Origin of the sequence: Pseudomonas sp. TAE6080, from assembly GCF_018732265.1 — a bacterium.
Taxonomy (GTDB): domain Bacteria; phylum Pseudomonadota; class Gammaproteobacteria; order Pseudomonadales; family Pseudomonadaceae; genus Aquipseudomonas; species Aquipseudomonas brenneri.
Window position 1 is genome coordinate 54,400 of sequence record NZ_JAHIDY010000023.1, and the last position, 22,393, is coordinate 76,792.

The 22,393-nt window shown below is 58.4% G+C and carries 24 protein-coding genes; 5 read left to right on the top strand and 19 right to left on the bottom strand.

What is annotated here, in order from left to right:
• Window position 1 precedes the first annotated feature (1 nt).
• The 3 genes from KL786_RS17740 (at window position 2) to KL786_RS17750 (ending at window position 2,626) form a co-directional block, all read left to right on the top strand.
• Window positions 2–1,267 carry an ABC transporter permease gene (locus KL786_RS17740; RefSeq protein WP_215518455.1) on the top strand — a complete coding sequence of 422 codons (1,266 nt, stop codon included), beginning with the start codon at window positions 2–4 and terminating at the stop codon, window positions 1,265–1,267.
• An 11-nt stretch (window positions 1,268–1,278) separates the two neighbouring features.
• Window positions 1,279–1,797, top strand: a complete 519-nt coding sequence (locus KL786_RS17745; RefSeq protein ID WP_215518456.1) for a DUF3299 domain-containing protein — start codon at window positions 1,279–1,281, stop codon at window positions 1,795–1,797.
• A gap of 130 nt (window positions 1,798–1,927) precedes the next feature.
• Window positions 1,928–2,626, top strand: a complete 699-nt coding sequence (locus KL786_RS17750) for an OmpW/AlkL family protein (RefSeq protein WP_215518457.1) — start codon at window positions 1,928–1,930, stop codon at window positions 2,624–2,626.
• A gap of 139 nt (window positions 2,627–2,765) precedes the next feature.
• Here KL786_RS17750 and KL786_RS17755 read toward each other — a convergent pair whose 3' ends face one another.
• The 4 genes from KL786_RS17755 to KL786_RS17770 all read right to left on the bottom strand — a co-directional run bounded on the left by KL786_RS17755 (window position 2,766) and on the right by KL786_RS17770 (window position 6,839).
• The gene (locus KL786_RS17755) at window positions 2,766–3,650 is read right to left on the bottom strand and encodes a sugar nucleotide-binding protein (RefSeq protein ID WP_032861622.1); all 885 of its coding nucleotides are present in this window, start codon (window positions 3,648–3,650) and stop codon (window positions 2,766–2,768) included.
• 147 nt (window positions 3,651–3,797) lie between these two features.
• On the bottom strand, window positions 3,798–4,553 hold the full coding sequence (locus KL786_RS17760) for an alpha/beta hydrolase family protein (protein ID WP_215518458.1): 756 nt from the start codon (window positions 4,551–4,553) through the stop codon (window positions 3,798–3,800).
• Window positions 4,543–5,652, bottom strand: a complete 1,110-nt coding sequence (locus KL786_RS17765; RefSeq protein ID WP_215518459.1) for a DUF3182 family protein — start codon at window positions 5,650–5,652, stop codon at window positions 4,543–4,545. Before KL786_RS17765 ends, KL786_RS17760 begins: the two co-directional genes overlap by 11 nt.
• A 203-nt stretch (window positions 5,653–5,855) precedes the next feature.
• Window positions 5,856–6,839: a GlxA family transcriptional regulator gene (locus tag KL786_RS17770; RefSeq protein ID WP_215518460.1), complete on the bottom strand. Its 984-nt coding sequence runs from the start codon at window positions 6,837–6,839 to the stop codon at window positions 5,856–5,858.
• A 96-nt stretch (window positions 6,840–6,935) separates the two neighbouring features.
• Here KL786_RS17770 and KL786_RS17775 point away from each other — a divergent pair, with 96 nt between their 5' ends.
• Window positions 6,936–7,484 carry a cysteine hydrolase family protein gene (locus KL786_RS17775; RefSeq protein ID WP_215518461.1) on the top strand — a complete coding sequence of 183 codons (549 nt, stop codon included), beginning with the start codon at window positions 6,936–6,938 and terminating at the stop codon, window positions 7,482–7,484.
• A 39-nt stretch (window positions 7,485–7,523) separates the two neighbouring features.
• Here the strand turns inward: KL786_RS17775 and tam are convergent, their stop codons facing one another.
• The 5 genes from tam to KL786_RS17800 all read right to left on the bottom strand — a co-directional run bounded on the left by tam (window position 7,524) and on the right by KL786_RS17800 (window position 12,093).
• On the bottom strand, window positions 7,524–8,285 hold the full coding sequence (gene tam / locus KL786_RS17780; RefSeq protein WP_215518462.1) for a trans-aconitate 2-methyltransferase: 762 nt from the start codon (window positions 8,283–8,285) through the stop codon (window positions 7,524–7,526).
• Window positions 8,286–8,399: 114 nt separating this feature from the next.
• Window positions 8,400–9,635 carry a type II toxin-antitoxin system HipA family toxin gene (locus KL786_RS17785; protein ID WP_215518463.1) on the bottom strand — a complete coding sequence of 412 codons (1,236 nt, stop codon included), beginning with the start codon at window positions 9,633–9,635 and terminating at the stop codon, window positions 8,400–8,402.
• Entirely contained in the window at window positions 9,628–9,873 is a 246-nt protein-coding gene (locus KL786_RS17790; protein WP_215518464.1) for a helix-turn-helix domain-containing protein, read from the bottom strand. The genes KL786_RS17785 and KL786_RS17790 overlap by 8 nt, the downstream gene beginning before the upstream one ends.
• 300 nt (window positions 9,874–10,173) lie before the next feature.
• Window positions 10,174–10,689, bottom strand: coding sequence for a single-stranded DNA-binding protein (locus KL786_RS17795; RefSeq protein WP_017849542.1), 516 nt, complete (start codon window positions 10,687–10,689; stop codon window positions 10,174–10,176).
• A gap of 9 nt (window positions 10,690–10,698) precedes the next feature.
• The gene (locus tag KL786_RS17800) at window positions 10,699–12,093 is read right to left on the bottom strand and encodes an MFS transporter (protein ID WP_215518465.1); all 1,395 of its coding nucleotides are present in this window, start codon (window positions 12,091–12,093) and stop codon (window positions 10,699–10,701) included.
• A 180-nt stretch (window positions 12,094–12,273) separates the two neighbouring features.
• Here KL786_RS17800 and uvrA point away from each other — a divergent pair, with 180 nt between their 5' ends.
• The gene (gene uvrA, locus KL786_RS17805; protein ID WP_029299403.1) at window positions 12,274–15,108 is read left to right on the top strand and encodes an excinuclease ABC subunit UvrA; all 2,835 of its coding nucleotides are present in this window, start codon (window positions 12,274–12,276) and stop codon (window positions 15,106–15,108) included.
• Between the two features lie 67 nt (window positions 15,109–15,175).
• On the opposite strand, the gene bfr is transcribed toward uvrA, so the two are convergent.
• The 10 genes from bfr to rplO form a co-directional block, all read right to left on the bottom strand.
• Window positions 15,176–15,640 carry a bacterioferritin gene (bfr, locus tag KL786_RS17810; protein ID WP_215518466.1) on the bottom strand — a complete coding sequence of 155 codons (465 nt, stop codon included), beginning with the start codon at window positions 15,638–15,640 and terminating at the stop codon, window positions 15,176–15,178.
• Between the two features lie 155 nt (window positions 15,641–15,795).
• A complete protein-coding gene (locus KL786_RS17815) occupies window positions 15,796–17,244 on the bottom strand; it encodes a catalase (RefSeq protein WP_215518467.1) in 1,449 nt (482 codons plus the stop codon).
• A 240-nt stretch (window positions 17,245–17,484) separates the two neighbouring features.
• Complete coding sequence (rplQ, locus tag KL786_RS17820) at window positions 17,485–17,871, bottom strand: 50S ribosomal protein L17 (RefSeq protein ID WP_007918448.1); 387 nt, start codon at window positions 17,869–17,871, stop codon at window positions 17,485–17,487.
• A gap of 41 nt (window positions 17,872–17,912) precedes the next feature.
• Complete coding sequence (locus KL786_RS17825) at window positions 17,913–18,914, bottom strand: DNA-directed RNA polymerase subunit alpha (protein ID WP_215518468.1); 1,002 nt, start codon at window positions 18,912–18,914, stop codon at window positions 17,913–17,915.
• 22 nt (window positions 18,915–18,936) lie between these two features.
• The gene (rpsD, locus tag KL786_RS17830) at window positions 18,937–19,557 is read right to left on the bottom strand and encodes a 30S ribosomal protein S4 (protein ID WP_003210056.1); all 621 of its coding nucleotides are present in this window, start codon (window positions 19,555–19,557) and stop codon (window positions 18,937–18,939) included.
• A gap of 18 nt (window positions 19,558–19,575) precedes the next feature.
• On the bottom strand, window positions 19,576–19,965 hold the full coding sequence (gene rpsK / locus KL786_RS17835) for a 30S ribosomal protein S11 (RefSeq protein WP_002555466.1): 390 nt from the start codon (window positions 19,963–19,965) through the stop codon (window positions 19,576–19,578).
• Window positions 19,966–19,995: 30 nt separating this feature from the next.
• A complete protein-coding gene (gene rpsM / locus KL786_RS17840; protein ID WP_024077676.1) occupies window positions 19,996–20,352 on the bottom strand; it encodes a 30S ribosomal protein S13 in 357 nt (118 codons plus the stop codon).
• A 129-nt stretch (window positions 20,353–20,481) separates the two neighbouring features.
• A complete protein-coding gene (gene rpmJ / locus KL786_RS17845) occupies window positions 20,482–20,598 on the bottom strand; it encodes a 50S ribosomal protein L36 (RefSeq protein ID WP_002555468.1) in 117 nt (38 codons plus the stop codon).
• Between the two features lie 28 nt (window positions 20,599–20,626).
• Window positions 20,627–21,955, bottom strand: coding sequence for a preprotein translocase subunit SecY (gene secY, locus KL786_RS17850; protein ID WP_018612224.1), 1,329 nt, complete (start codon window positions 21,953–21,955; stop codon window positions 20,627–20,629).
• Window positions 21,956–22,393 carry a 50S ribosomal protein L15 gene (rplO, locus tag KL786_RS17855; RefSeq protein WP_016969471.1) on the bottom strand — a complete coding sequence of 146 codons (438 nt, stop codon included), beginning with the start codon at window positions 22,391–22,393 and terminating at the stop codon, window positions 21,956–21,958. It lies immediately after the preceding gene.

Genomic DNA, 22,393 nt, shown 5'->3' on the forward strand with positions numbered 1-22,393 from the left:
GATGTATTTATTCCGTCTAGCCATGGCCAGCCTGGCTAACCGCCGCTTTACCGCAATCCTCACCGCATTCGCCATCGCCCTGTCGGTGTGCCTGCTGTTGGCGGTGGAGCGCGTGCGCACCGAGGCCCGCGCCAGCTTTGCCAGCACCATCAGCGGTACCGACCTGATCGTTGGCGCCCGTTCCGGGTCAGTCAACCTGCTGCTGTATTCGGTGTTTCGTATCGGCAACGCCACCAACAACATCCGCTGGGACAGCTTCGAGCACTTCGCCGCCAACCCCCAGGTGAAGTGGGCGATTCCGATTTCCCTCGGCGACTCCCATCGCGGCTACCGGGTGATGGGTACCAACGAGGCCTACTTCGAACATTACCAATACGGCCGCAAGCAAAACCTGCAACTGGCCAGTGGCCGCGCGTTTGCCACTGACCCGTTCGAAGTGGTGCTCGGCGCCGAGGTGGCCGACGCCCTGCATTACAAGCTCGGTGACAAACTGGTGCTGGCCCACGGCGTGGCGGTGGTCAGCCTGGTCAAGCACGATGACAAGCCGTTCACCGTGGTCGGCATTCTGCAACGCACCGGCACCCCGGTGGACCGCACGCTGCATATCAGCCTGGGCGGCATGGAAGCGATTCATATCGATTGGCACAACGGCGTGCCAGCCCAGGGCAAGGGCCGGATCAGTGCTGATCAGGCGCGCAATATGGACCTTACGCCGCAGGCGATTACCGCGTTTATGCTGGGCTTGAACAACAAGATTTCGACCTTCGCCCTGCAACGGCAAATCAACGAGTTCCGTGGCGAACCGATGCTGGCGATTCTGCCGGGCGTGGCCCTGCAAGAGTTGTGGAGCATGATGGGCACCGCTGAAAAGGCGCTGTTCGTGATCTCGCTGTTTGTGGTGCTGACCGGCTTGATCGGCATGCTCACGGCGATCCTCACCAGCCTCAATGAACGCCGCCGCGAAATGGCGATCCTGCGCTCGGTGGGCGCACGCCCCTGGCATATCGCAAGCCTGCTGATTTTTGAAGCCTTCACCCTGGCGCTGTCCGGTGTGGTCGCAGGGGTTGCCCTGCTGTATGTGTGCATCGCCGCGTCCCGTGGGTATTTGCAGGCCAATTACGGCCTGGACCTGCCACTGGCGCTGCCCAGTCCATATGAATGGACGCTGCTCGCCGGTATTCTGGTCGCCGCCCTGCTGATGGGCAGCGTGCCGGCCTGGCGCGCCTATCGACAATCGTTGGCCGATGGCCTGTCGATCCGTTTATGAGGAAGGCTTTGATGCGCCGTGCCCTGCTTGTGCTGTTGTGGATGCTGACCCTGCCCGCCTGGGCCGCCGAGCCTCGGGACTTGTCCTGGCAGGAGATGATTCCGCCGGACGCTCCGGTGGAGGTGCCGAATATGACGCCGCTGCACGACCTGTCGAACATGGCCGACGCCCTGTCAGCAGAGGCAGCGCCAGCGGCCAGGCAGGATTTGCCCAACGCACCGGTGGTGGCAACCCTCAACGACCAGCACATCCGCCTGCCGGGCTATATCGTGCCGCTGGAAGTCAGCGAAGAAGGCCGCACCACCGAGTTTCTGCTGGTGCCGTACTTCGGCGCCTGCATCCATGTGCCGCCACCGCCGTCGAACCAGATCGTGCATGTCAGGAGCGAAATCGGCGTGAAGCTGGAGGAGCTGTACCAGCCGTATTGGATCGAAGGGCAGATGCAGGTCAAGCCTTCCACCAGCGAACTGGCGGATGCCGGGTATCAGATGGATGCCGAGAAGATCTACGTCTACGAACTGCCGCAATAGCACCGCTCCCACATTGTTGATTGGCGGTGTGCTTGGCTGATCACGGTTTCATTGAGCTGAGTCAAAGGCTCACGCGTAACGATCTTTACCATTGGACACAGCCAACTAAAAACGTCCTTTGGAGCCACCCATGCACAAGTCTCTGCTCAGCGCTTCCCTCTTCGCGCTTGCACTCGCCGCCCCTATTGCCCACGCCCACGAGGCTGGCGACATTCTCGTACGCGCCGGTGCAATCACTGTTAACCCAAAGGCCGACAGCGGCAGCGTCAAGGTTGACCAGGGCCCACTGGCCGGTACCAACCTGGGTGGCAAGGCGACCATGAGCAGCGACACGCAACTGGGCCTCAACTTCGCCTACATGCTGACCAACCACGTTGGTATCGAACTGCTGGCCGCCACGCCGTTCGAGCATGATGTGAAGATCAAGAACACCGCCCTCGGCGCCGCCAACGGCAAGCTCGGTACCCTCAAGCATCTGCCGCCGACCCTGAGCGTCGTGTACTACCCGCTGGACAGCAAATCGGCGTTCCAACCTTACGTCGGTGCCGGTATCAACTACACCTGGATCTATGACGAACACGTCGGCAGCCGCGCCCAGGGCGAAGGCTTCAGCAACTTCAAGGCCGAGAACTCCTGGGGCTGGGCTGCGCAGATCGGCGCGGACTACATGATCAACGACAAGTGGATGATCAACGGTCAGGTGCGTTATATCGACATCAGCACCAAAGCCACCGTCGACAACAACGCCCTGGCGGCGGGCACGCGTGCCAAGGTCAATGTGGACGTGGATCCGATGGTTTACATGGTCGGTATCGGCTACAAGTTCTAAGCCCGGCTTAATAAACGCCACAAAACAATGTGGGAGCGGGCTTGCTCGCGATGACGGTGAATCAGTCAATACATCCGGTGACTGACACCCTGCCATCGCGAGCAAGCCCGCTCCCACATTTTGTTATGCGCCGGACCCGTCAGTTATGCCGGTAGAAGCGATCGAGCAACGCCGGCAATCCCGCACGCCACGCCCGTGGCTTGATGCCAAACGTATGCAGGATCTTTTTGCAGGCCAACACCGCATGTTGCGGTTCGTCGGCAGCATCCGGCCGTGCGGCATGGGCTTGGGCTGTCGGCGATTCGACGGCCAGCGCATGGAAATTGCGCGCCTCGGTAAGGATCGCCTGGCCCAGGGCCACAGGGGTAGTCGCCTCTTGCCCGGCGTAGTGGTAGGTGCCCCACAACGGCGCTGCACAATCGAGTTGCTTGAGCACTGAAATAATTACGCGCGCCGCATCGTCAACCGGTGTCGGGTTGCCGCGTCGATCGTCGGCCAGCAGCAACTCCTCGGGTTTCTCGGCACGCGCCAGGAAACGTCCGAGCGTGCCGTCAGCGCTGTCATCGAGCAACCAGCCAAAGCGCAGCAGCACATGTTGCGGGCAGGTGGCACGCACACTCTGCTCAATGCGCCATAGCGCCTGGCCACGCAGGCCCAAGGGCACCGGTTCGTCTTTTTCGCTGTAGGCCGTGGCGCGCGAGCCATCGAACACCCGGTAGCTGGACGGTTGCAGCAGCGTGATGTTGTGGTGCTGGCACAATTCCGCCAAGCGCTCGACGGCCGATTCCTGCCCGGCCAGTCGCGCCTCGTTTACGCTCTCGGCCTGGAACCAGTCGAAATAGTAGGCGAGGTTGATCAAGGCGTCGGGACGGGTGTCGTCGAGCAATTGGGTAAGGCTGGCGGCATCCCAGCCGTCTTGGGGCGGGCGCGGGGCGAGGAAGCCGATGTCTTCTTCCGCACCGAGGCGAATCAGCGCCTGCCCGAGGGCATTCCCGCCGCCCAGTAACATAAGGCGCATTCGCATAGATTGAGCAGGCCCGGTCTGTTTGGAACGATGGCTATTATCGACAGGCGGTCAGGCCGTGCCGTTGGTATTTGCCAGAATCGTTGCATTTTGCGGGTTTGTAGCGCAACCGTCACTTACTAAGTGCCTTTGCATTGCGTGCCCCAATCATCGGGCCTGAATAATGCTCAACCGTTCGCCCACCACCATCTCGGTGATCCAGTCCACCAGGATAGAGGTGTAGGCCTGCTGGGACACCGGGTCGCTCAATGAATGATCTCCACCGTCGATGATCCGATGCGTCAACGAATGGGTCTGCTGGCACGCCGCCCGGTAGCTCATGATGGTGGCGTGGGGCACGTGCTCATCGGTTTGCGATTCAACAATCAACACATCGCCGGTAAACGCAGCGCAGGCGTGCAGTGCACGGTTGGTCTCGGCTTGTACCAGGGTGCTGCGGTAATCTAGCAAGTCGGCTTTATCCAGGTCGCGCTTGGGCGTGTGCCACTGCTGGTCGCGGTACAGCGCCGGCACGCGCAGCGCCAGCCAGCGCACCGGGCGCAAGGAGGTGAGAATCGCGGCCAGATAGCCGCCATAACTGGTACCCACCACCGCGACCGCCGAGGTGTCGATGGCCGGGTGCGCCAGCAGTCGATCGTAGGCCGCCAGCAAATCCCGCAGGTTGTCCTCCCGGGTGACCCGCGACAGGGGAATGCCGTTGCCTGCATGCCCACGCAGATCAAAGGTCAGGCACACGCAGCCCAGGCCAGCAATGCCTTTGGCGCGCTCCAGATCCCGCTCCTGGCTACCGCCCCAGCCGTGGACAAACAACACCCCCGGCACTTTTGACTTGGGACTGAGGAAAGTCCCGCTCATCTGTTCATCGTCAATCTCGATGGTGATGGTTTCGCTTCTAGCCGTCATAAGGTTTGACCGTTACGTACTTGAGAAGAAAGTCGCCGTGCTCCGCCGGGCCGCGATAGATCTCGATGGCGTTGGCGGGCAATGACTGGTCGATATAGGTCTCAACGCAAGACACACGAATCGCGCGCAGGCCCGGATCATTGATAAAGCTCTGCAACGCCGCGACCTCCGCGCTGCTGGCACCGCCCATGCGCCAGGATTGCTCCAGCACACCGCTACGGCGCCGGCCTTGATGGTCCAGGCCCTGGGCGATGTCGTAGTTGCGGCGCGAGGCATAAAAACCAGGATAGGCTTCGTCGGCCGCGCTATCGAAGACTTGCGCTTGTTTAATCGCCAGGCGCACGTCATCGTCCAGCACCAGCGCCAGCAACTCGTCGTAGTAACCCGGCACTACCAACAGATCGGAGCCGCCATAGACCGCTTCGCCCTGCCCGTCTTGCGTCAGGTACTGCTCACCGCAATAACTGAAGACATGACCACCGATAAAGCTTTGTCCGACGCTGTGGGTGATCACATCCTGCAAGTCCTGCTCCAGCACCACGCCTTGGGCGAACAACTCGGCGGCACCGGGCCGGGCGAGGATGCCGTGCACTTGAGCGAGGCCTTTGATCACTTCCTGTCCGCGTCCGGCACAGGCATGCGCCGGTTTCAGGCGAATCGGCCCGCTTTCGAGCAAATGTTCGGCCCCCGTGTGCGCATCCTCCAAGGCAAACACGCTCACGCCCTCCAGCACCACGGCACCCACCCGCTCGCCAAACACCGGCGACCAGCCATCGGGCGCAGTTGCAGCAGTGCCGACGAGGCCATGGCTAATTGTCTTGGTGCAGATGAAGTCATGGTCGACATAACCGCCCCATAAATCCTCTGGCCCCTTCACGCCCAGGCTCAATGCCTGGGCCGGGCCGACCAGAGTCTGGGTGGGCAGCAGGTACAGATCGCAATGGGCATGCAAGTCGAGGCTGTAACTGCCGCCGTATTCAAGCCCGAGGATCTGCGCCAGCCATCGGGCAAGGGCGCGGTTGGTTTCGACTTCATGTAACGGGGCATCGGGCCGGACCGAGTGCGCCACCACGATTTTCTTGCGGTTGGTCGGGGTCATGCGTCCCCCTTTGCAAAGGTTTGCGTGTGTGTAGTGCGAGGGTTGCAGGGATCAGGCCAAGGCACGGCCGGGGCAAAGGGCTAGAGGATCAAACGGTTAGTGAAGAAGTGATAGCATTTGGCCTGCTTCATTCTGCACGAAGGGCTGGGATAGATCCGGCGTTCTGCACGATATAGGTCCCAGCAGCGCCCACATTGGTTGACTCAGGCCTGAGCCTTCACCCCGAAGCGGTTGCGGTAATCGCTGGGCGCAAGGCCGGTGATTTTCCTGAAAATCGCACGAAAGGCGCTCGGGTCCTGATAGCCCACGGTCCAGGCAATCTGATCAATGGTGGTGTTGGTGAACTCCAGCATCTGCCGCGCCTTGCCAACCCTCAGGTGCTGGCAATACTCGGTGGGTTTCAGCCCGGTGGCATTGCGAAAACGCCGCAGGAAGGTGCGCTCTTCCAGGCAGGCTACCTGCGCCATCGCCGCGAGAGAGACATCCACCGCGCCGCTGGCCTGCAAGGCGTGCTGGACCTTGAGGATTGCCCCGTCGCCATGGCTCAGGATCGGCGCAAAGTTGCTGCCGCACTGGCTGGCGCTGTCACTGTGCTCGATCACCAGGAAGCGCGCGGTGCCAGCGGCGATGCTCGGGCCCATGAGGCGGTCGACCAGGCGCAGACCCAGTTCGGACCAAGCCATCAGCCCGGCGCTGGTGATCAGGTCGCCATCATCGACGATAGGCTTGTCGGCCTCCAGGCGCACCGCCGGGAAACGACGGGCAAACGAGTCGGCCGACGACCAGTGGGTCGTCGCGCTGCGTCCATCGAGCAAGCCACTGCGCGCCAACATGATCGAACCGATGCACACGCCGCCCAGCACGGTGCCGGCCGCATGTTGCTGGCGCAGCCATTGCAATAGCTTGGGCGGTGCCTGTTCTTCGCAAAACTCGCCAATCGACGGCGGCACCAGCACCGCCATCAACGGTTGATCGGGGCCAGGCAGGCTGTCGAATGCCCGAATGGGAGTACCATCGCCAGCAACCTGCCAATGGCTGATACGCAACAACGGCAACTGCTCGGCCTGATGTTCGGCGGCAATGCGATTGGCGACCCCAAACAGGTCGGTCAAGCCGTGTACAGCCGCCATCTGCGCGCCGCTGTAAATCAGTACGCCAAGCTCGACGATCGAGCGTTCCAGAGCCATTGTCAGTTTTCCCCCTGTTATTGTCGGTGCGGCCAATCCCCGAGCCACATGCCAGCCACGATACTGGACGCATCAACCCATCACGAGAAAACACCCATGGCCAAGCAAGCACTTATCCTAATTGATATCCAGAACGACTACTTCCCCCAGGGCAAATGGCCACTGGCTGGTGTCGAGGCTGCCGCCGACAAGGCACAACAACTGCTCCAGGTATTTCGCCAGGCCGGTGATGCGGTGATCCACGTGCGCCATGAGTTCACCTCTGACGAGGCGCCCTTTTTCACGCCTGGCTCCGAAGGCGCGCACTTGCACCCCAAGGTGCTGAACGAAAACGACGAGCCAGTGGTGCTCAAGCATTTTGTAAATGCGTTTCGCCAAACCAACCTGCGCGAGTTGCTGGAACAGCGCAGCATCACCGACCTGGTAGTCGTGGGCAGCATGAGCCACATGTGCATCGACGCCGTGGTGCGGGCAGCGGCGGACCTTGGCTACACCGTTACAGTGATCCACGATGCCTGCGCCACCCGTGACCTGGAGTTCAATGGCAAGACCATCCCGGCGGCCCAGGTGCATGACGCGTATATGGCGTCGCTGGCATTTGGCTATGCGAGCGTGGTCTCGGCCGATGAGTTTCTACAGGCATAAACAGGTGGCAATCTGACTGCCACCTGTTGGCATGGAAAGTTAGCGCGTGGCGATGATGAACAGGCGCGGAAAAGGCAGCAACACCGTGCCATCTGCCAAGGCCGGATAGGCCTTGGTGATTAGCCCCAGGTAGGTATCGAGGAAGGCACTTCTCTCGGCGTCATCCAGGGGCGCCAGGAAAGGCCGCAACCCCGTGCCCTTGAACCACTCGACCACGGCGCCATGATCGCTGAGCGGGTGTTGATAGATGGTGTGCCACACATCCACGGTGCTGCAATGTGTGCTCAGCAGTTCGTAGTAGTAGCTCGCCGAGTGGCGCGCGTTGTGTTTGACCGCACCGATCTTGCCCGCCCACGGCCCTTGCGCCGCCACCTCACGGGCCAGGCGGTGAGCGGGCTCGTCAAGGTTGTCCGGGGTCTGCACCGCCAGCGTGCCACCGGGCGTCAACTGGTCCACCAGGTGCGGATAGAGCGTGGCGTGGTCCGGTAGCCATTGCAGCGAGGCGTTGGCAAGAATCACGTCGAATTTTTGCGCCGGGTTCCAGGCGCCGATGTCGGCCAATTCAAAGTTGAGCGCCGGCAGCCGTTCACGGGCGCTGACCAGCATGTCATCGGAACTGTCCAGGCCGGTGACCTGCGCCTGGGGAAAACGCCTGGCCAGCACCTCGGTGGAGTTACCCGGACCACACCCCAGGTCAACTGCGGTGCGCACATCGCCCGCTGGAATGGCAGCCACCAGGTCTCGAACGGGACGGGTGCGCTGTTGCTCAAACATCGAGTACTGCTGGGCAGACCAGGTCATCGGGGTTTCCTTATTCGGCACGGGAATGGGCTACAGCCTAAATCTTGTGGCGCTGAGGGACAAATGCCAGAACAGGGGAATTCTCCTACTTCAAAATAAGCCCCCTCAGGCAAATCACTCCGGCGCGATACTCCTGGCCAGCCCAGCAGTCCATGCAGCAGTCATCTTCTCACCTACCCCTTCGAATTCTGGGTTACTGCCTCGATAGTCCGAAAGCTCCTTCATCGCACAACTCATGCCGTGCTGCACTCGGGCGAGCAGCCCATTGCAGCGCGCTTCTGATAAACCACATGAGCTGCGCCCGAACTGGACCAGCATCTTGCGCTTTGGCCAGGCCTTCGACCCCCCCAGCAACAGAGCCATGATATCGCTGCCCTTATACACAGTGGTGGTTACGAGGTCGTAAGCTGGCGCAAGCCAAATGTCCGCATCCTCGGCACAACTCTCATAGAGCACGCCGAAGTTCTTCAGGTGGCCATCACCATTTTGGATACCGGCAGAGAGCGCCACCATCATGAAGAAGTCTTCCAACGCCTTGGTTACGCGACTTGGTGTGACATACGCTTTGATCAGTTTTGCGCATCCCTGATAGCTGCCGTCGTATTTCCTACCTGTTGCCCATCCTGATAGAACACACATGTCCTCAAATCCTAGGTACGCGCTATCACCGATATCGAACCGTTTCACCACCAGGAACTTCCCCTGCCTACTCAGCTGAAACTCAGGAACCTCAAGGCCAGCATGAAATGCTGCCCGCATGCAGAAAAACTCATTGGCAGCCAGTTGAGGATACTCTTGATCATTGAACGTCTTCACCAGATGCGTGGCTCCCCGGTGGGTGAACCGCGCAACGTCCTGGCTGGTGTCGTCAACGTCGCGCACCAATACCTTCGGTTGAACGCCCGAAACCCCTGAGTAGGCCGCGTAAGTGTTCATAAGGTCATTGAACAGATCTTTAGCCCCGTCATGGACCAACAGCCCAGAGAGCTTGATCTCAGGCAGCGATTTGTCACTGGCGTCATGGGCAATACTGATGCGGCCAAGCTGATGCGGGCCCACGATACTCAGCAAGGCGAAGTCGTCAAAACCACGCACTGACTTGCTGAAACGTCGCACGAGTTCGTCCTTGAGGTGCCCCTCCGGGAGATGCATTTCGAACAGCGGGTGGACTCCATACTCCCAGTTGTAGCTCTGCAAGCGTACTGGCATGGTCAAGGAGACTGCATCCTGTTCGGCTACCGCTTCGTTATACGAGAAAACGCAATCGCGCCTATTGGTTTCGTTTCGCCCGAGTGTTCCAGCAGCCACATCGCCAGCGCCGACATATAGCCGGTCACTTTTCTTAATCATGAACACTTCCTGACTTTAGTTCATCGAGAGTCTTACGCCGATGCTTGGGTGTAGCAGTCAATTCGTACCCGAAGCCCTCAAAGATTGCTGCAACCTTACGAATACCCACTTCAGGGATGGTGTTGTTCTCAATTCCAGAGATGGTTGCGCGGCTCATGCCGTGACGTTGTGCGAGCTGACCTTGTGACAGACCCGCAGCCTTACGCAGGCTTTTAATCAGGGGACCTAAATTGTCCATAAAGCGCACCATATACAATGCATTTATAAAAACAAACAATTAATGCATCGTATAGGATGCATTCGACACTGGATAGCTTTTTATTTGCGCAACAGCGAAACCAGGCATTCCCAACACGCCAGTGCCCAGCGATGTATATGACAGTCAGCCGGCACGGCTTTAGAGCCATTGATAGACTCCTTCGAGAGATAAACGCTTAACAAATGTAGTTCTTAGCGCGCAAGAATCTGCAGACCATAAAAAAGCGAAGCCAAATTAATGGCTTCGCTTCATATGTTGTCACTTGCGAGCTAACGGCTTTTAGAACGGAATATCGTCATCAAAGCTGTCGAAGTCAGCGGCTGGCTGCGGTGCGGCCTGCTGTGGTGCTGGGCGCGACTCACGCTGTGGCTGCTGGCTTGGCTGTGGACGCGACTGCTGTGGACGCGGTGCCGAGTTGGACATGCCACCCTGGCCCTGTTGGTCGCCCTGTGGACGGCCGCCCAGCAGTTGCATGGTGCCTTGCATATCGACCACGATTTCAGTGGTGTAACGCTTGATACCGTCTTTTTCCCACTCGCGGGTCTGCAGTTTGCCTTCGATGTAGACCTGCGAGCCCTTGCGCAGGTACTCACCGGCGATCTCTGCAACCTTGCCGAACATCGACACACGGTGCCATTCGGTTTTCTCGACCTTCTGGCCGGTCTGCTTGTCGGTCCACTGTTCGCTGGTCGCCAGACTCAGGTTGGTCACGGCATTACCGTTAGGCAAGTAGCGAACTTCGGGATCCTGGCCGCAAGTACCGACCAATATGACTTTGTTAACCCCACGGGCCATAACGTTCTCCTAGGCTGGGCGCGCTGTCGGCACTGGGTTGACCAGTTGCTCAAGCGTCGCGCGATCCAATAGTTCGGTGTCCAATTTGATGTAAATGGCCGCCTCTTCAGCGACCACGACTGCATCCGTTACCCCTACGACTGCCTTCAGGCGCTCTACCAGACCGCTTTCACGGATCGCCTCGGGCGATAGCGGCAAACGCAGGCTTGTGACGTAGGGAGGTTCGCGCATGGTAACAGCAAAGAGCAGCCAAAGTGCAGCCAGCCCGGCGCATCCGAGGAACACAACCGACAAACCGCCATGCTGGAACATCCAGCCGCCCATGATGCCACCCAGCGCCGAACCGAGGAACTGGCTGGTGGAATAAACCCCCATTGCCGTGCCCTTGCCACCTGCCGGCGAAACCTTACTGATCAGCGAAGGCAGTGAGGCCTCCAGCAGGTTGAATGCGGTGAAAAACACCACCGTCCCAATGACCAGTGCCCGTAGGCTGTCGCCGAACTGCCAGAAGAATAGTTCAGTGAGCATCAATGTCGCGACGGCGCCGAGCAAAACTCGTTTCATTTTGCGTTTCTTCTCGCCGTAGATGATGAACGGGATCATGGCGAAGAATGAAATCAACAACGCGGTGAGGTAGACCCACCAGTGCTCTTCCTTGGGCAAGCCGGCTTTTTCCACCAGGGCCAGGGGCAAGGCGACGAAGCTGCACATCAGCATCGCGTGCAATACAAAGATACCTAAATCCAGGCGCAGCAGGTCCGGGTGCTTGAGCGTCGGCAGCAGCGCTTGTTTGGCCACACCCGACTCACGGTGCTGCAGCGGCCCGGTGGAGCGCGGCACCATAAAGGCCACGATCACGATACCGAACAACGCCATGCCACCGGTGGCCAGGAACAGGCCGTGCAGGCCGAACGCACGGGTCAGCAGCGGGCCAACCACCATCGCAACGGCAAACGACAGGCCGATGGTCATGCCGATCATGGCCATGGCCTTGGTGCGATGCTGTTCGCGAGTCAGGTCTGACAGCAGCGCCATCACTGCCGCGGAAATTGCACCCGCGCCTTGCAGGATGCGCCCGGCGATCACGCCCCAGATCGAATCGGCATTGGCCGCCAGCACACTGCCCAGGGCGAAGACGATCAACCCCAGGTAGATCACCGGCCGGCGGCCAATGCGGTCGGAAATGATCCCGAACGGAATCTGGAAAAGTGCCTGGGTCAGGCCGTAGGCGCCAATCGCCAGGCCGATCAGGGCTGGGGTCGCGCCGGCGAGGTCCATGCCATAGGTCGCCAGTACCGGCAACACCATGAACATGCCCAGCATACGGAAGGCGAACACCAGTGCCAGACCGCTTGCCGCTCGGGTCTCGCCGCTACTCATGCGTTCGCTGTGGGGATCGTGCATGGAAAAACCTCGTGTGAACCGGCGGCGATTCTACCAGTCCCATCGATTGAGAGGGTATATGCGGCGCTTTGCCGCGCAGCTTTCATCCAAGCCTGAAATGGGCAAATCGACAGTGTATATTCATCCAGTCTTTAGCCGTATACTCCTGCATTATTTATACGCCCGCCGTACGAGGCCATCTTGGACAAGATCCTGATTCGTGGGGCTAGAACCCACAACCTGAAGAACATCGACCTGACCCTGCCCCGGGACAAACTGATTGTCATCACCGGTTTGTCCGGGTCTGGCAAGTCGTCGCTGGCGTTCGATACGCTGTATGCCGAAGGCCAGCGTCGTTATGTGGAGTCGCTGTCGGCCTACGCCCGGCAGTTCCTGTCGATGATGGAAAAGCCTGATGTCGACACCATTGAAGGCCTGTCGCCAGCCATTTCCATCGAACAGAAATCGACCTCCCACAACCCGCGCTCCACCGTGGGCACCATCACCGAAATCTACGACTACCTGCGCCTGCTGTACGCACGCGTCGGTATTCCGCGCTGCCCGGATCACGATATCCCGCTGGAAGCCCAGACCGTCAGCCAGATGGTCGACCTGGTACTGGCCCAGCCGGAAGGCGCCAAGCTGATGCTGCTGGCACCGGTGATCCGCGAGCGCAAGGGCGAACACCTGTCGGTCTTCGAAGAACTGCGCGCCCAGGGCTTTGTCCGCGCCAGGATCAACGGCAAGCTGTATGAGCTGGACGAAGCGCCGAAACTGGATAAACAGAAGAAGCACACCATTGATGTGGTGGTCGACCGCTTCAAGGTGCGTGCCGACCTGCAGCAACGTCTGGCGGAGTCGTTCGAGACCGCGCTGAAGCTGGCGGACGGTATCGCCCTGGTCGCACCGATGGACGACGAGCCCGGCGAAGAAATCATCTTTTCCGCACGCTTCGCCTGCCCGATCTGCGGCCACGCCATCAGCGAACTGGAGCCCAAGCTGTTCTCTTTCAACAATCCGGCCGGCGCCTGTCCGACCTGTGATGGGTTGGGGGTCAAGCAGTTCTTCGACATCAAGCGCCTGGTCAATGGCGACCTGACGCTGGCGGAGGGCGCCATACGCGGCTGGGACCGGCGCAATGTCTACTACTTCCAGATGCTCGGGTCGTTGGCCGCCCACTATAAATTCAGCCTGGAAGTACCGTTCAACGAGCTGCCCGCAGAGCAACAGAAAGTCATCCTGCATGGCAGCGGCTCGCAGAACGTCGACTTCAAATACTTGAATGACCGTGGCGATATCGTCAAGCGCTCCCACCCATTCGAAGGCATCGTGCCCAACCTGGAACGTCGCTACCGGGAAACCGAATCGGCCAGCGTACGCGAGGAACTGGCCAAGTTCCTCAGCACCCAGCCCTGCCCTGATTGCCGTGGCACCCGCTTGCGTCGCGAGGCTCGCCACGTATGGGTCGGCGAGAAGACCCTGCCAGCAGTGACCAACCTGCCCATTGGCGACGCCTGCGAGTACTTTGGCGTACTGAAGCTGACCGGGCGTCGCGGCGAGATTGCCGACAAGATCCTCAAGGAAATCCGCGAGCGCCTGCAGTTCCTGGTCAACGTGGGGCTGGACTATCTGTCCCTGGATCGCAGCGCCGACACCCTGTCCGGCGGCGAAGCCCAGCGCATTCGCCTGGCCAGCCAGATTGGCGCCGGCCTGGTGGGCGTGCTGTACATCCTGGACGAGCCCTCAATCGGCCTGCACCAGCGTGACAACGATCGCCTACTGGGCACGCTCAAGCACCTGCGTGATATCGGTAACACGGTGATCGTGGTCGAGCACGATGAGGATGCCATTCGCCTGGCGGACTATGTGGTCGATATCGGCCCCGGTGCCGGCGTGCATGGCGGACATATTGTTGCCCAGGGCACACCGGCCGAAGTCATGGCACACCCGGATTCGCTCACCGGTAAATACTTGTCTGGCCGAGTGAAAATCGAAGTACCGGCCAAACGTACACCGCGCAACAAAAAACAGGCGTTGCACCTCAAGGGCGCGCGCGGCAACAACCTGCGCAATGTCGACCTGGAAATCCCCCTGGGCCTGCTGACGTGCGTGACCGGCGTCTCCGGCTCGGGCAAGTCGACGCTGATCAACAACACCTTGTTCCCCCTCAGCGCCACCGCGTTGAACGGTGCCACCACCCTGGAAGCTGCCGCGCATGACAGCATCAAGGGCCTGGAGCTCCTGGACAAGGTGGTGGATATCGACCAGAGCCCGATTGGCCGCACCCCCCGCTCCAACCCCGCGACCTATACCGGGCTGTTCACGCCGATTCGCGAACTGTTCGCCGGTGTGCCGGAGTCCCGTTCCCGTGGTTATGGCCCTGGGCGCTTCTCCTTCAACGTCAAGGGTGGGCGCTGCGAAGCGTGCCAGGGCGACGGCTTGATCAAGGTCGAGATGCACTTCCTGCCGGACATCTACGTACCTTGCGACGTGTGCAAGAGCAAGCGCTACAACCGCGAGACCCTGGAGATCAAGTACAAGGGCAAGAACATCCATGAAACCCTTGAGATGACGATCGAGGAAGCGCGGGTGTTCTTTGACGCAGTGCCGGCCCTGGCACGCAAGCTTCAGACCCTGATGGACGTGGGCTTGTCGTATATCAAGCTGGGGCAGTCGGCGACCACGCTGTCCGGTGGCGAAGCGCAGCGGGTCAAGCTGTCTCGTGAACTGTCCAAGCGCGATACCGGCAAGACCCTGTACATCCTTGACGAGCCAACCACTGGGCTGCACTTTGCGGATATCCAGCAGTTGCTCGACGTGCTGCACCGTTTACGTGACCACGGCAACACCGTGGTGGTGATCGAACACAACCTGGACGTGATCAAGACGGCCGACTGGCTGGTGGACCTTGGGCCGGAAGGTGGCTCCAAGGGTGGGCAGATAATTGCAGTGGGCACGCCGGAACAGGTTTCCGAGATGCCGCAATCCCATACTGGCTACTATCTGAAGCCGTTGCTCGCGCGCGACCGGGCCTGATTGTTCGGCCCAACAAAAAGCCCCTGTCACCATAGCGGTGACAGGGGCTTTTTTATAACCGGTGGAATCAGAACTGCGATTGCAGGTAGTTTTCCAGGCCGATCAACTTGATCAGGCCCAACTGCTTTTCCAGCCAGTAGGTGTGATCTTCTTCAGTATCGTTCAACTGTACGCGCAGGATTTCCCGGGTCACGTAGTCGTTGTGCCTCTCGCAAAGCTCAATGCCCTTGCACAGTGCGGCGCGGACTTTGTATTCCAGGCGCAAGTCGCTGGCGAGCATCTCAGGCACTGTGGTGCCGGTATCCAGGTCGTCAGGACGCATGCGCGGCGTGCCTTCGAGCATCAGGATACGACGCATCAGCGCGTCGGCGTGCTGCGCCTCTTCTTCCATTTCGTGGTTGATACGCTCGTAGAGCTCGGTAAAGCCCCAGTCTTCGTACATACGCGAGTGAATGAAATATTGGTCACGAGCTGCCAGTTCGCCCGTCAGCAACGTGTTGAGGTAATCGATTACGTCGGGGTGACCTTGCATCGCCCTACATCTCCCTGCTTGAAAGACCCTAGTTTGAACCATGCAGACTTGCAGGTCACGGGACGAACGGCAGAAAAGTGAAGATTTCCGGAGAAAAGTAGCTGAAATAACGTAAAAACCGCCCAAATGAGGGCGGTTCTGCTTATCACTTAGAGTTAGTTAATCGATACACCCAGCGCAGTTGCGATTCCTTCTCCATAAGCCGGATCTGCCTTGAAGAAGTGTTGCAACTGACGTTGAACCACATCACTGGAAACACCCGCCATCGCACCGGCGATGTTGTTGATCAACAGCGCTTTTTGCTCAGCATTCATCAAGCGGAACAGCGCACCGGCGTGGCTGTAGTAATCAGTATCCTCGCGGTGATCATAACGATCCGCTGCACCGCTCAGAGCCAGGGCAGGCTCTGCGTACTGCGGAGCTTGTTTTGGTGCATCGGCGTAGCTGTTTGGCTCGTAGTTGGGAGCCGCGCCACCGTTGCTGCCAAATGCCATGGAGCCATCACGCTGGTAGTTGTGGACCGGACTGCGCGAAGCATTCACCGGCAGGTGCTGATGGTTGGTGCCAATACGGTAGCGGTGCGCATCGGCGTAAGCGAACACACGGCCCTGGAGCATGCGGTCCGGCGACAAACCGACACCCGGTACCATATTGCTTGGACCAAACGCTGCCTGCTCCACTTCAGCGAAGTAGTTGAGCGGGTTGCGGTTCAACTCCAACTCACCCACCTCAATCAGCGGAAACTCTTTCTGCGACCAGGTTTTGGTCACATCGAAGGGATTCTCGTAGTGAGCATTGGCCTGGGCCTCAGTCATGATCTGGATGCACACACGCCATTTAGGGAAATCTCCGCGCTCAATGGCCTCAAACAGGTCGCGCTGGGCGTAATCCGGATCGGTACCGGCCAGGCGGGCTGCATCGGCAGGCGCGAGGTTCTTGATGCCCTGCTTGGTCTTGTAGTGCCACTTCACCCAGTGACGCTCGCCATTGGCGCTGATCAAGCTGTAGGTGTGACTGCCGAAACCATGCATGTGACGGTAGCCGTCCGGGATGCCACGGTCCGAGAACAGGATGGTGACCTGGTGCAGCGCCTCAGGCGAATGCGACCAGAAGTCCCACATCATCTGTGCACTTTTCAGGTTGCTTTGCGGCAGACGTTTTTGAGTGTGGATAAAGTCCGGGAATTTCAGTGGGTCACGAATGAAGAATATCGGGGTGTTGTTGCCTACGATGTCCCAGTTACCTTCTTCGGTATAAAACTTGAGTGCGAAGCCACGTGGATCGCGCTCGGTATCTGCCGAGCCGCGCTCGCCACCGACTGTAGAGAAACGCAGGAAGGTCGGGGTCTGCTTACCAACAGCTTCAAACAATTTTGCGCTGGTGTATTGGGTAATGTCTTTGGTAACCGTGAACGTGCCATACGCTCCCGAGCCTTTGGCGTGTACACGTCGCTCTGGGATGTTTTCACGGTTGAAGTGGGCAAGCTTCTCGATCAGGTGAAAGTCGTCGAGCAGCAACGGGCCACGCGGGCCGGCGGAACGGGAATTCTGGTTGTCAGCAACGGGAGCGCCACTGGCGGTCGTAAGGGTTTTATTCTGGCTCATGCTCAATCTCCTCAGGTCAGTCTTGGAACTGCCGGCTAATCGGCTTAGAGGGAGTATTGACCATCAGCATGACGTCTACAAATTCATATAATTGTCGGCATCAATAGAAAAAAACTACCGTCACCTCCCTCTCCATAGCACCAGTATCGAGATTGAGGAGCGCTGCTTAAATAGGATTTGTCTTACTTAAAAAACAAAAAACCGGGCACTAGGCCCGGTTTTTAGTTGCAGACTGTCGTCTTACTCGGCGGATACAGCTTCGCCAGCAGTAGCACGATCAACCAACTCGACGTACGCCATAGGCGCGTTGTCGCCAGTGCGGAAACCGCACTTGAGGATGCGCAGGTAGCCACCCTCACGGGTAGCGTAGCGCTTGCCCAGGTCGTTGAAGAGCTTACCAACGATAGCTTTCGAACGAGTACGGTCGAAAGCCAGACGGCGGTTAGCCAGGCTGTCTGTCTTGGCCAAAGTGATCAGCGGCTCAGCAACGCGACGCAGTTCTTTGGCTTTCGGCAGTGTAGTTTTGATCAGCTCGTGCTCGAACAGCGACACCGCCATGTTTTGAAACATGGCCTTGCGGTGCGAGCTGGTACGGCTCAGGTGACGACCACTTTTACGATGACGCATGGTTCATTCCTTACCAAACTCACGTTCGGTGATTACGACGATCAGGCAGTCGCCTTGTCGTCCTTCTTAAGACTTGCAGGCGGCCAGTTGTCGAGGCGCATGCCGAGGGACAGACCGCGGGAGGCCAGAACGTCCTTGATTTCAGTCAAGGATTTCTTGCCCAGGTTCGGAGTCTTCAACAGTTCTACTTCGGTGCGCTGAATCAGGTCACCGATGTAGTAAATGTTTTCCGCCTTAAGGCAGTTAGCCGAACGTACAGTCAGTTCCAGATCGTCAACCGGGCGAAGCAGGATCGGATCGATCTCGTCTTCCTGCTCGATTACCACTGGTTCGCTGTCACCTTTGAGGTCGACGAACGCAGCCAACTGCTGTTGCAGGATGGTTGAAGCGCGGCGAATAGCCTCTTCAGGATCCAGAGTACCGTTGGTTTCCAGATCAATAACCAGCTTGTCCAGGTTAGTACGCTGCTCGACACGGGCGTTTTCCACCACGTATGCGATGCGGCGAACCGGGCTGAACGAAGAGTCAAGCTGCAAGCGACCAATGCTGCGGCTTTCGTCTTCATCGCTCTGACGCGAGTCGGCCGGTTCATAACCACGACCACGAGCTACAGTGAGCTTCATGTTCAGGGCGCCGTTAGACGCCAGGTTAGCGATTACGTGATCGGGGTTAACGATCTCGACATCATGATCCAGCTGAATATCGGCAGCGGTAACCACCCCCGAACCCTTCTTCGACAAGGTCAGCGTAACTTCGTCACGGCCGTGCAGCTTGATAGCCAGACCTTTAAGGTTCAACAGGATTTCAATTACGTCTTCCTGTACACCTTCGATGGCGCTGTACTCGTGGAGCACACCGTCAATCTCGGCCTCGACTACTGCACAGCCGGGCATTGAGGACAACAGGATGCGGCGCAGCGCGTTGCCCAGGGTGTGGCCAAAACCACGCTCGAGAGGCTCGAGAGTGATCTTGGCGCGGGTTGGACTGACAACCTGCACATCAATGTGGCGGGGTGTCAGGAACTCATTTACCGAAATCTGCATGGATGCACCTATTTTCTAGCCCTTACTTGGAGTAGAGCTCGACAATCAGGCTTTCGTTGATGTCGGCGGACAGATCACTGCGAGCAGGAACGTTCTTGAAAACGCCCGACTTCTTCTCAGTGTCTACTTCTACCCATTCTACGCGGCCACGTTGGGCACACAGATCGAGAGCTTGGACAATGCGAAGCTGGTTTTTTGCTTTCTCGCGAATCGCGACAACGTCACCAGCACGAACCTGGTAGGACGGAACGTTAACGGTTTGGCCGTTTACGCTGACGGATTTGTGCGATACCAGCTGACGGGATTCGGCACGAGTCGAACCAAAGCCCATACGGTATACAACGTTGTCCAGACGGCATTCGAGCAGTTGCAGCAGGTTTTCACCAGTTGCACCTTTCTTGCCAGCAGCTTCTTTGTAGTAGCCGCTGAACTGACGCTCGAGAACGCCGTAGATACGACGGACCTTCTGCTTTTCACGCAGTTGGGTGCCGTAGTCGGACTGGCGACCGCGGCGTTGGCCGTGGATACCAGGTGCTGCTTCAATGTTGCACTTCGATTCGATCGCGCGCACGCCGCTCTTCAGAAAGAGATCGGTGCCTTCGCGACGAGCGAGTTTGCATTTTGGACCAATGTAACGAGCCATTCTTTACAATCTCCTGGATTACACGCGGCGCTTCTTCGGCGGACGGCACCCGTTGTGCGGGATTGGCGTCACGTCGGTGATGCTGGCGATCTTATAGCCACAGCCGTTCAAAGCACGGACAGCAGACTCACGACCTGGACCTGGACCCTTGACGTTAACGTCGAGGTTTTTCAGGCCATATTCCAGCGCAGCTTGGCCAGCACGTTCAGCAGCTACTTGAGCAGCGAACGGGGTGGACTTGCGGGAACCGCGGAAACCCGAACCACCGGAGGTAGCCCAAGAAAGCGCGTTACCTTGACGGTCGGTGATGGTCACGATGGTGTTGTTAAAAGATGCATGGATGTGGGCGATGCCATCAACCACTGTCTTTTTAACTTTTTTACGAGGACGAGCAGCAGGTTTTGCCATGATAATTTTCCTGTCGATTCGCTGGGGCGATTACTTGCGGATCGGCTTACGCGGACCTTTACGGGTACGCGCGTTAGTCTTGGTACGCTGACCGCGCACTGGAAGACCACGACGATGACGCAGACCGCGATAGCAACCGAGGTCCATCAAACGCTTGATTTTCATGTTGATTTCGCGACGCAGGTCACCTTCAGTGGTGAACTTCGCCACTTCGCCACGCAGCAATTCAATCTGCTCGTCGCTCAGATCCTTGATCTTAGCGGCTGGGTTTACCCCAGCAACTGCGCAAATTTTCTGCGCAGTAGTGCGACCAACACCATAGATGTAGGTCAGCGAGATAACAGTGTGCTTGTTATCTGGAATGTTAACGCCTGCAATACGGGCCATTCAGTGGGACTCCAATTGACAGCTACCTACGCCCCGGAAGCCAAGAAATAGGGCGCGAGATAATATCGCTGTAATAACAAATAATCAACCCGGCAGCGCACTAGCTGCCGGGCTTCAAGCGGATCACACTCAGCCTTGGCGCTGTTTGTGACGCGGTTCCGCGCTGCAAATTACTCGAACAACACCTTCGCGGCGAATAATTTTGCAGTTACGGCACAGCTTTTTCACCGATGCACGAACTTTCATCACCAACTCCTCGAACCTTATGGGGTACTCAGCGCAACATGCCGCTGCCGTAGCCCTTCAGGTTGGCTTTCTTCATCAGGGATTCGTACTGGTGCGAAACGAGGTGCGATTGTACTTGGGACATGAAGTCCATCACAACCACGACGACGATCAGCAACGAGGTCCCGCCAAGGTAGAACGGAACGTTGGCTGCAACCACCAGGAACTGGGGCAGCAAGCACACGGCCGTCATATATAGAGCACCGAACAGGGTCAAACGAGTCAGAACGCCATCAATATAGCGCGCCGACTGCTCGCCTGGACGAATACCCGGAATAAAGGCACCGGACTTCTTCAGGTTTTCCGCTACGTCTTTCGGATTGAACATCAACGCCGTATAGAAGAAGCAGAAGAAAATAATCCCTGCACTAAACAGCAGAATATTCAACGGCTGACCAGGAGCGATCGACTGCGAGATGTCCTGCAACCAGCCCATACCTTCAGACTGACCGAACCAGGCACCCAACGAAGCCGGAAACAGCAAAATGCTGCTCGCGAAGATAGCAGGAATAACACCGGCCATATTCACTTTCAGCGGCAAGTGGCTGGTCTGCGCAGCAAAAACCTTACGGCCCTGCTGACGCTTGGCGTAATGAACAGCAATACGACGCTGACCACGCTCAATGAACACCACAAAACCGATAATCGCTACTGCCAGCAAACCGATGGCAACCAAGGCGAAGATATTGATATCACCCTGACGTGCAGACTCGAAAGACTGCCCGATTGCCCTCGGAAGACCGGCGACGATACCTGCGAAAATCAACATCGAGATACCGTTGCCAACACCACGCTCAGTAATCTGCTCACCCAGCCACATCATGAACATCGCACCAGCCACAAATGTGGTTACCGCGACGAAATGGAAGCCAAAGTCACCAGTGAACGCTACGCCCTGCCCTGCCAGACCGATGGACATGCCAACAGCCTGGACAAGAGCAAGAACGACAGTGAGGTAGCGGGTGTACTGGCTAATCTTGCGACGACCAGCTTCACCTTCCTTCTTCAACTGTTCCAGCTGCGGGCTGACGGCGCTCATCAACTGCATGATGATCGATGCCGAAATGTACGGCATGATCCCCAGCGCAAAGATGCTCATCCGCTCCAGCGCGCCGCCGGAAAACATGTTGAACAAGCTAAGAATGGTCCCCTCATTCTGTCGAAACAGGTCTGCGAGTCGGTCCGGGTTGATACCTGGAACCGGGATGTGTGCGCCTATTCGGTAGACGATAATCGCCAGGAACAGAAAACGCAGACGAGCCCAAAGTTCAGACATACCGCCTTTGCCGAGCGCTGAGAGAGCACCTTGCTTAGCCATTTATTCCTCGAACTTGCCGCCAGCTGCTTCGATAGCCGAACGCGCACCTTTGGTGGCGCCGATTCCCTTGCCGATAGTGACAGCGCGAGTCACTTCACCGGACAGCATGATTTTCACACGCTGTACGTTGACGTTGATCACGTTGGCATCTTTCAGGGTCTGCAGAGTAACGATGTCGCCTTCCACTTTAGCCAGCTCGGACAAACGCACTTCTGCGCGATCCATGGCCTTCAGGGAAACGAAACCGAACTTCGGCAGGCGACGATGCAGCGGCTGTTGACCGCCTTCAAAGCCTGGAGCAATGGTGCCACCGGAGCGGGAGGTTTGACCTTTGTGGCCACGGCCACCAGTCTTACCCAAACCGCTACCGATACCACGGCCCGGACGATGCTTTTCGCGACGGGAACCCGGCGCTGGACTCAGATCATTGAGTTTCAT

Bases quoted from the DNA above. Each gene is read 5' to 3' on its own strand.
- KL786_RS17740 (WP_215518455.1), top strand. From the start codon at position 2: ATGTATTTATTCCGTCTAGCCATGGCCAGCCTGGCTAACCGCCGCTTT.
- KL786_RS17745 (WP_215518456.1), top strand. From the start codon at position 1,279: ATGCGCCGTGCCCTGCTTGTGCTGTTGTGGATGCTGACCCTGCCCGCC.
- KL786_RS17750 (WP_215518457.1), top strand. From the start codon at position 1,928: ATGCACAAGTCTCTGCTCAGCGCTTCCCTCTTCGCGCTTGCACTCGCC.
- KL786_RS17755 (WP_032861622.1), bottom strand. From the start codon at position 3,650: ATGCGAATGCGCCTTATGTTACTGGGCGGCGGGAATGCCCTCGGGCAG.
- KL786_RS17760 (WP_215518458.1), bottom strand. From the start codon at position 4,553: ATGACGGCTAGAAGCGAAACCATCACCATCGAGATTGACGATGAACAG.
- KL786_RS17765 (WP_215518459.1), bottom strand. From the start codon at position 5,652: ATGACCCCGACCAACCGCAAGAAAATCGTGGTGGCGCACTCGGTCCGG.
- KL786_RS17770 (WP_215518460.1), bottom strand. From the start codon at position 6,839: ATGGCTCTGGAACGCTCGATCGTCGAGCTTGGCGTACTGATTTACAGC.
- KL786_RS17775 (WP_215518461.1), top strand. From the start codon at position 6,936: ATGGCCAAGCAAGCACTTATCCTAATTGATATCCAGAACGACTACTTC.
- tam (WP_215518462.1), bottom strand. From the start codon at position 8,285: ATGACCTGGTCTGCCCAGCAGTACTCGATGTTTGAGCAACAGCGCACC.
- KL786_RS17785 (WP_215518463.1), bottom strand. From the start codon at position 9,635: ATGATTAAGAAAAGTGACCGGCTATATGTCGGCGCTGGCGATGTGGCT.
- KL786_RS17790 (WP_215518464.1), bottom strand. From the start codon at position 9,873: ATGGACAATTTAGGTCCCCTGATTAAAAGCCTGCGTAAGGCTGCGGGT.
- KL786_RS17795 (WP_017849542.1), bottom strand. From the start codon at position 10,689: ATGGCCCGTGGGGTTAACAAAGTCATATTGGTCGGTACTTGCGGCCAG.
- KL786_RS17800 (WP_215518465.1), bottom strand. From the start codon at position 12,093: ATGCACGATCCCCACAGCGAACGCATGAGTAGCGGCGAGACCCGAGCG.
- bfr (WP_215518466.1), bottom strand. From the start codon at position 15,640: ATGCAAGGTCACCCCGACGTAATCGATTACCTCAACACGTTGCTGACG.
- KL786_RS17815 (WP_215518467.1), bottom strand. From the start codon at position 17,244: ATGAGCCAGAATAAAACCCTTACGACCGCCAGTGGCGCTCCCGTTGCT.
- rplQ (WP_007918448.1), bottom strand. From the start codon at position 17,871: ATGCGTCATCGTAAAAGTGGTCGTCACCTGAGCCGTACCAGCTCGCAC.
- KL786_RS17825 (WP_215518468.1), bottom strand. From the start codon at position 18,914: ATGCAGATTTCGGTAAATGAGTTCCTGACACCCCGCCACATTGATGTG.
- rpsD (WP_003210056.1), bottom strand. From the start codon at position 19,557: ATGGCTCGTTACATTGGTCCAAAATGCAAACTCGCTCGTCGCGAAGGC.
- rpsK (WP_002555466.1), bottom strand. From the start codon at position 19,965: ATGGCAAAACCTGCTGCTCGTCCTCGTAAAAAAGTTAAAAAGACAGTG.
- rpsM (WP_024077676.1), bottom strand. From the start codon at position 20,352: ATGGCCCGTATTGCAGGCGTTAACATTCCAGATAACAAGCACACTGTT.
- rpmJ (WP_002555468.1), bottom strand. From the start codon at position 20,598: ATGAAAGTTCGTGCATCGGTGAAAAAGCTGTGCCGTAACTGCAAAATT.
- secY (WP_018612224.1), bottom strand. From the start codon at position 21,955: ATGGCTAAGCAAGGTGCTCTCTCAGCGCTCGGCAAAGGCGGTATGTCT.
- rplO (WP_016969471.1), bottom strand. From the start codon at position 22,393: ATGAAACTCAATGATCTGAGTCCAGCGCCGGGTTCCCGTCGCGAAAAG.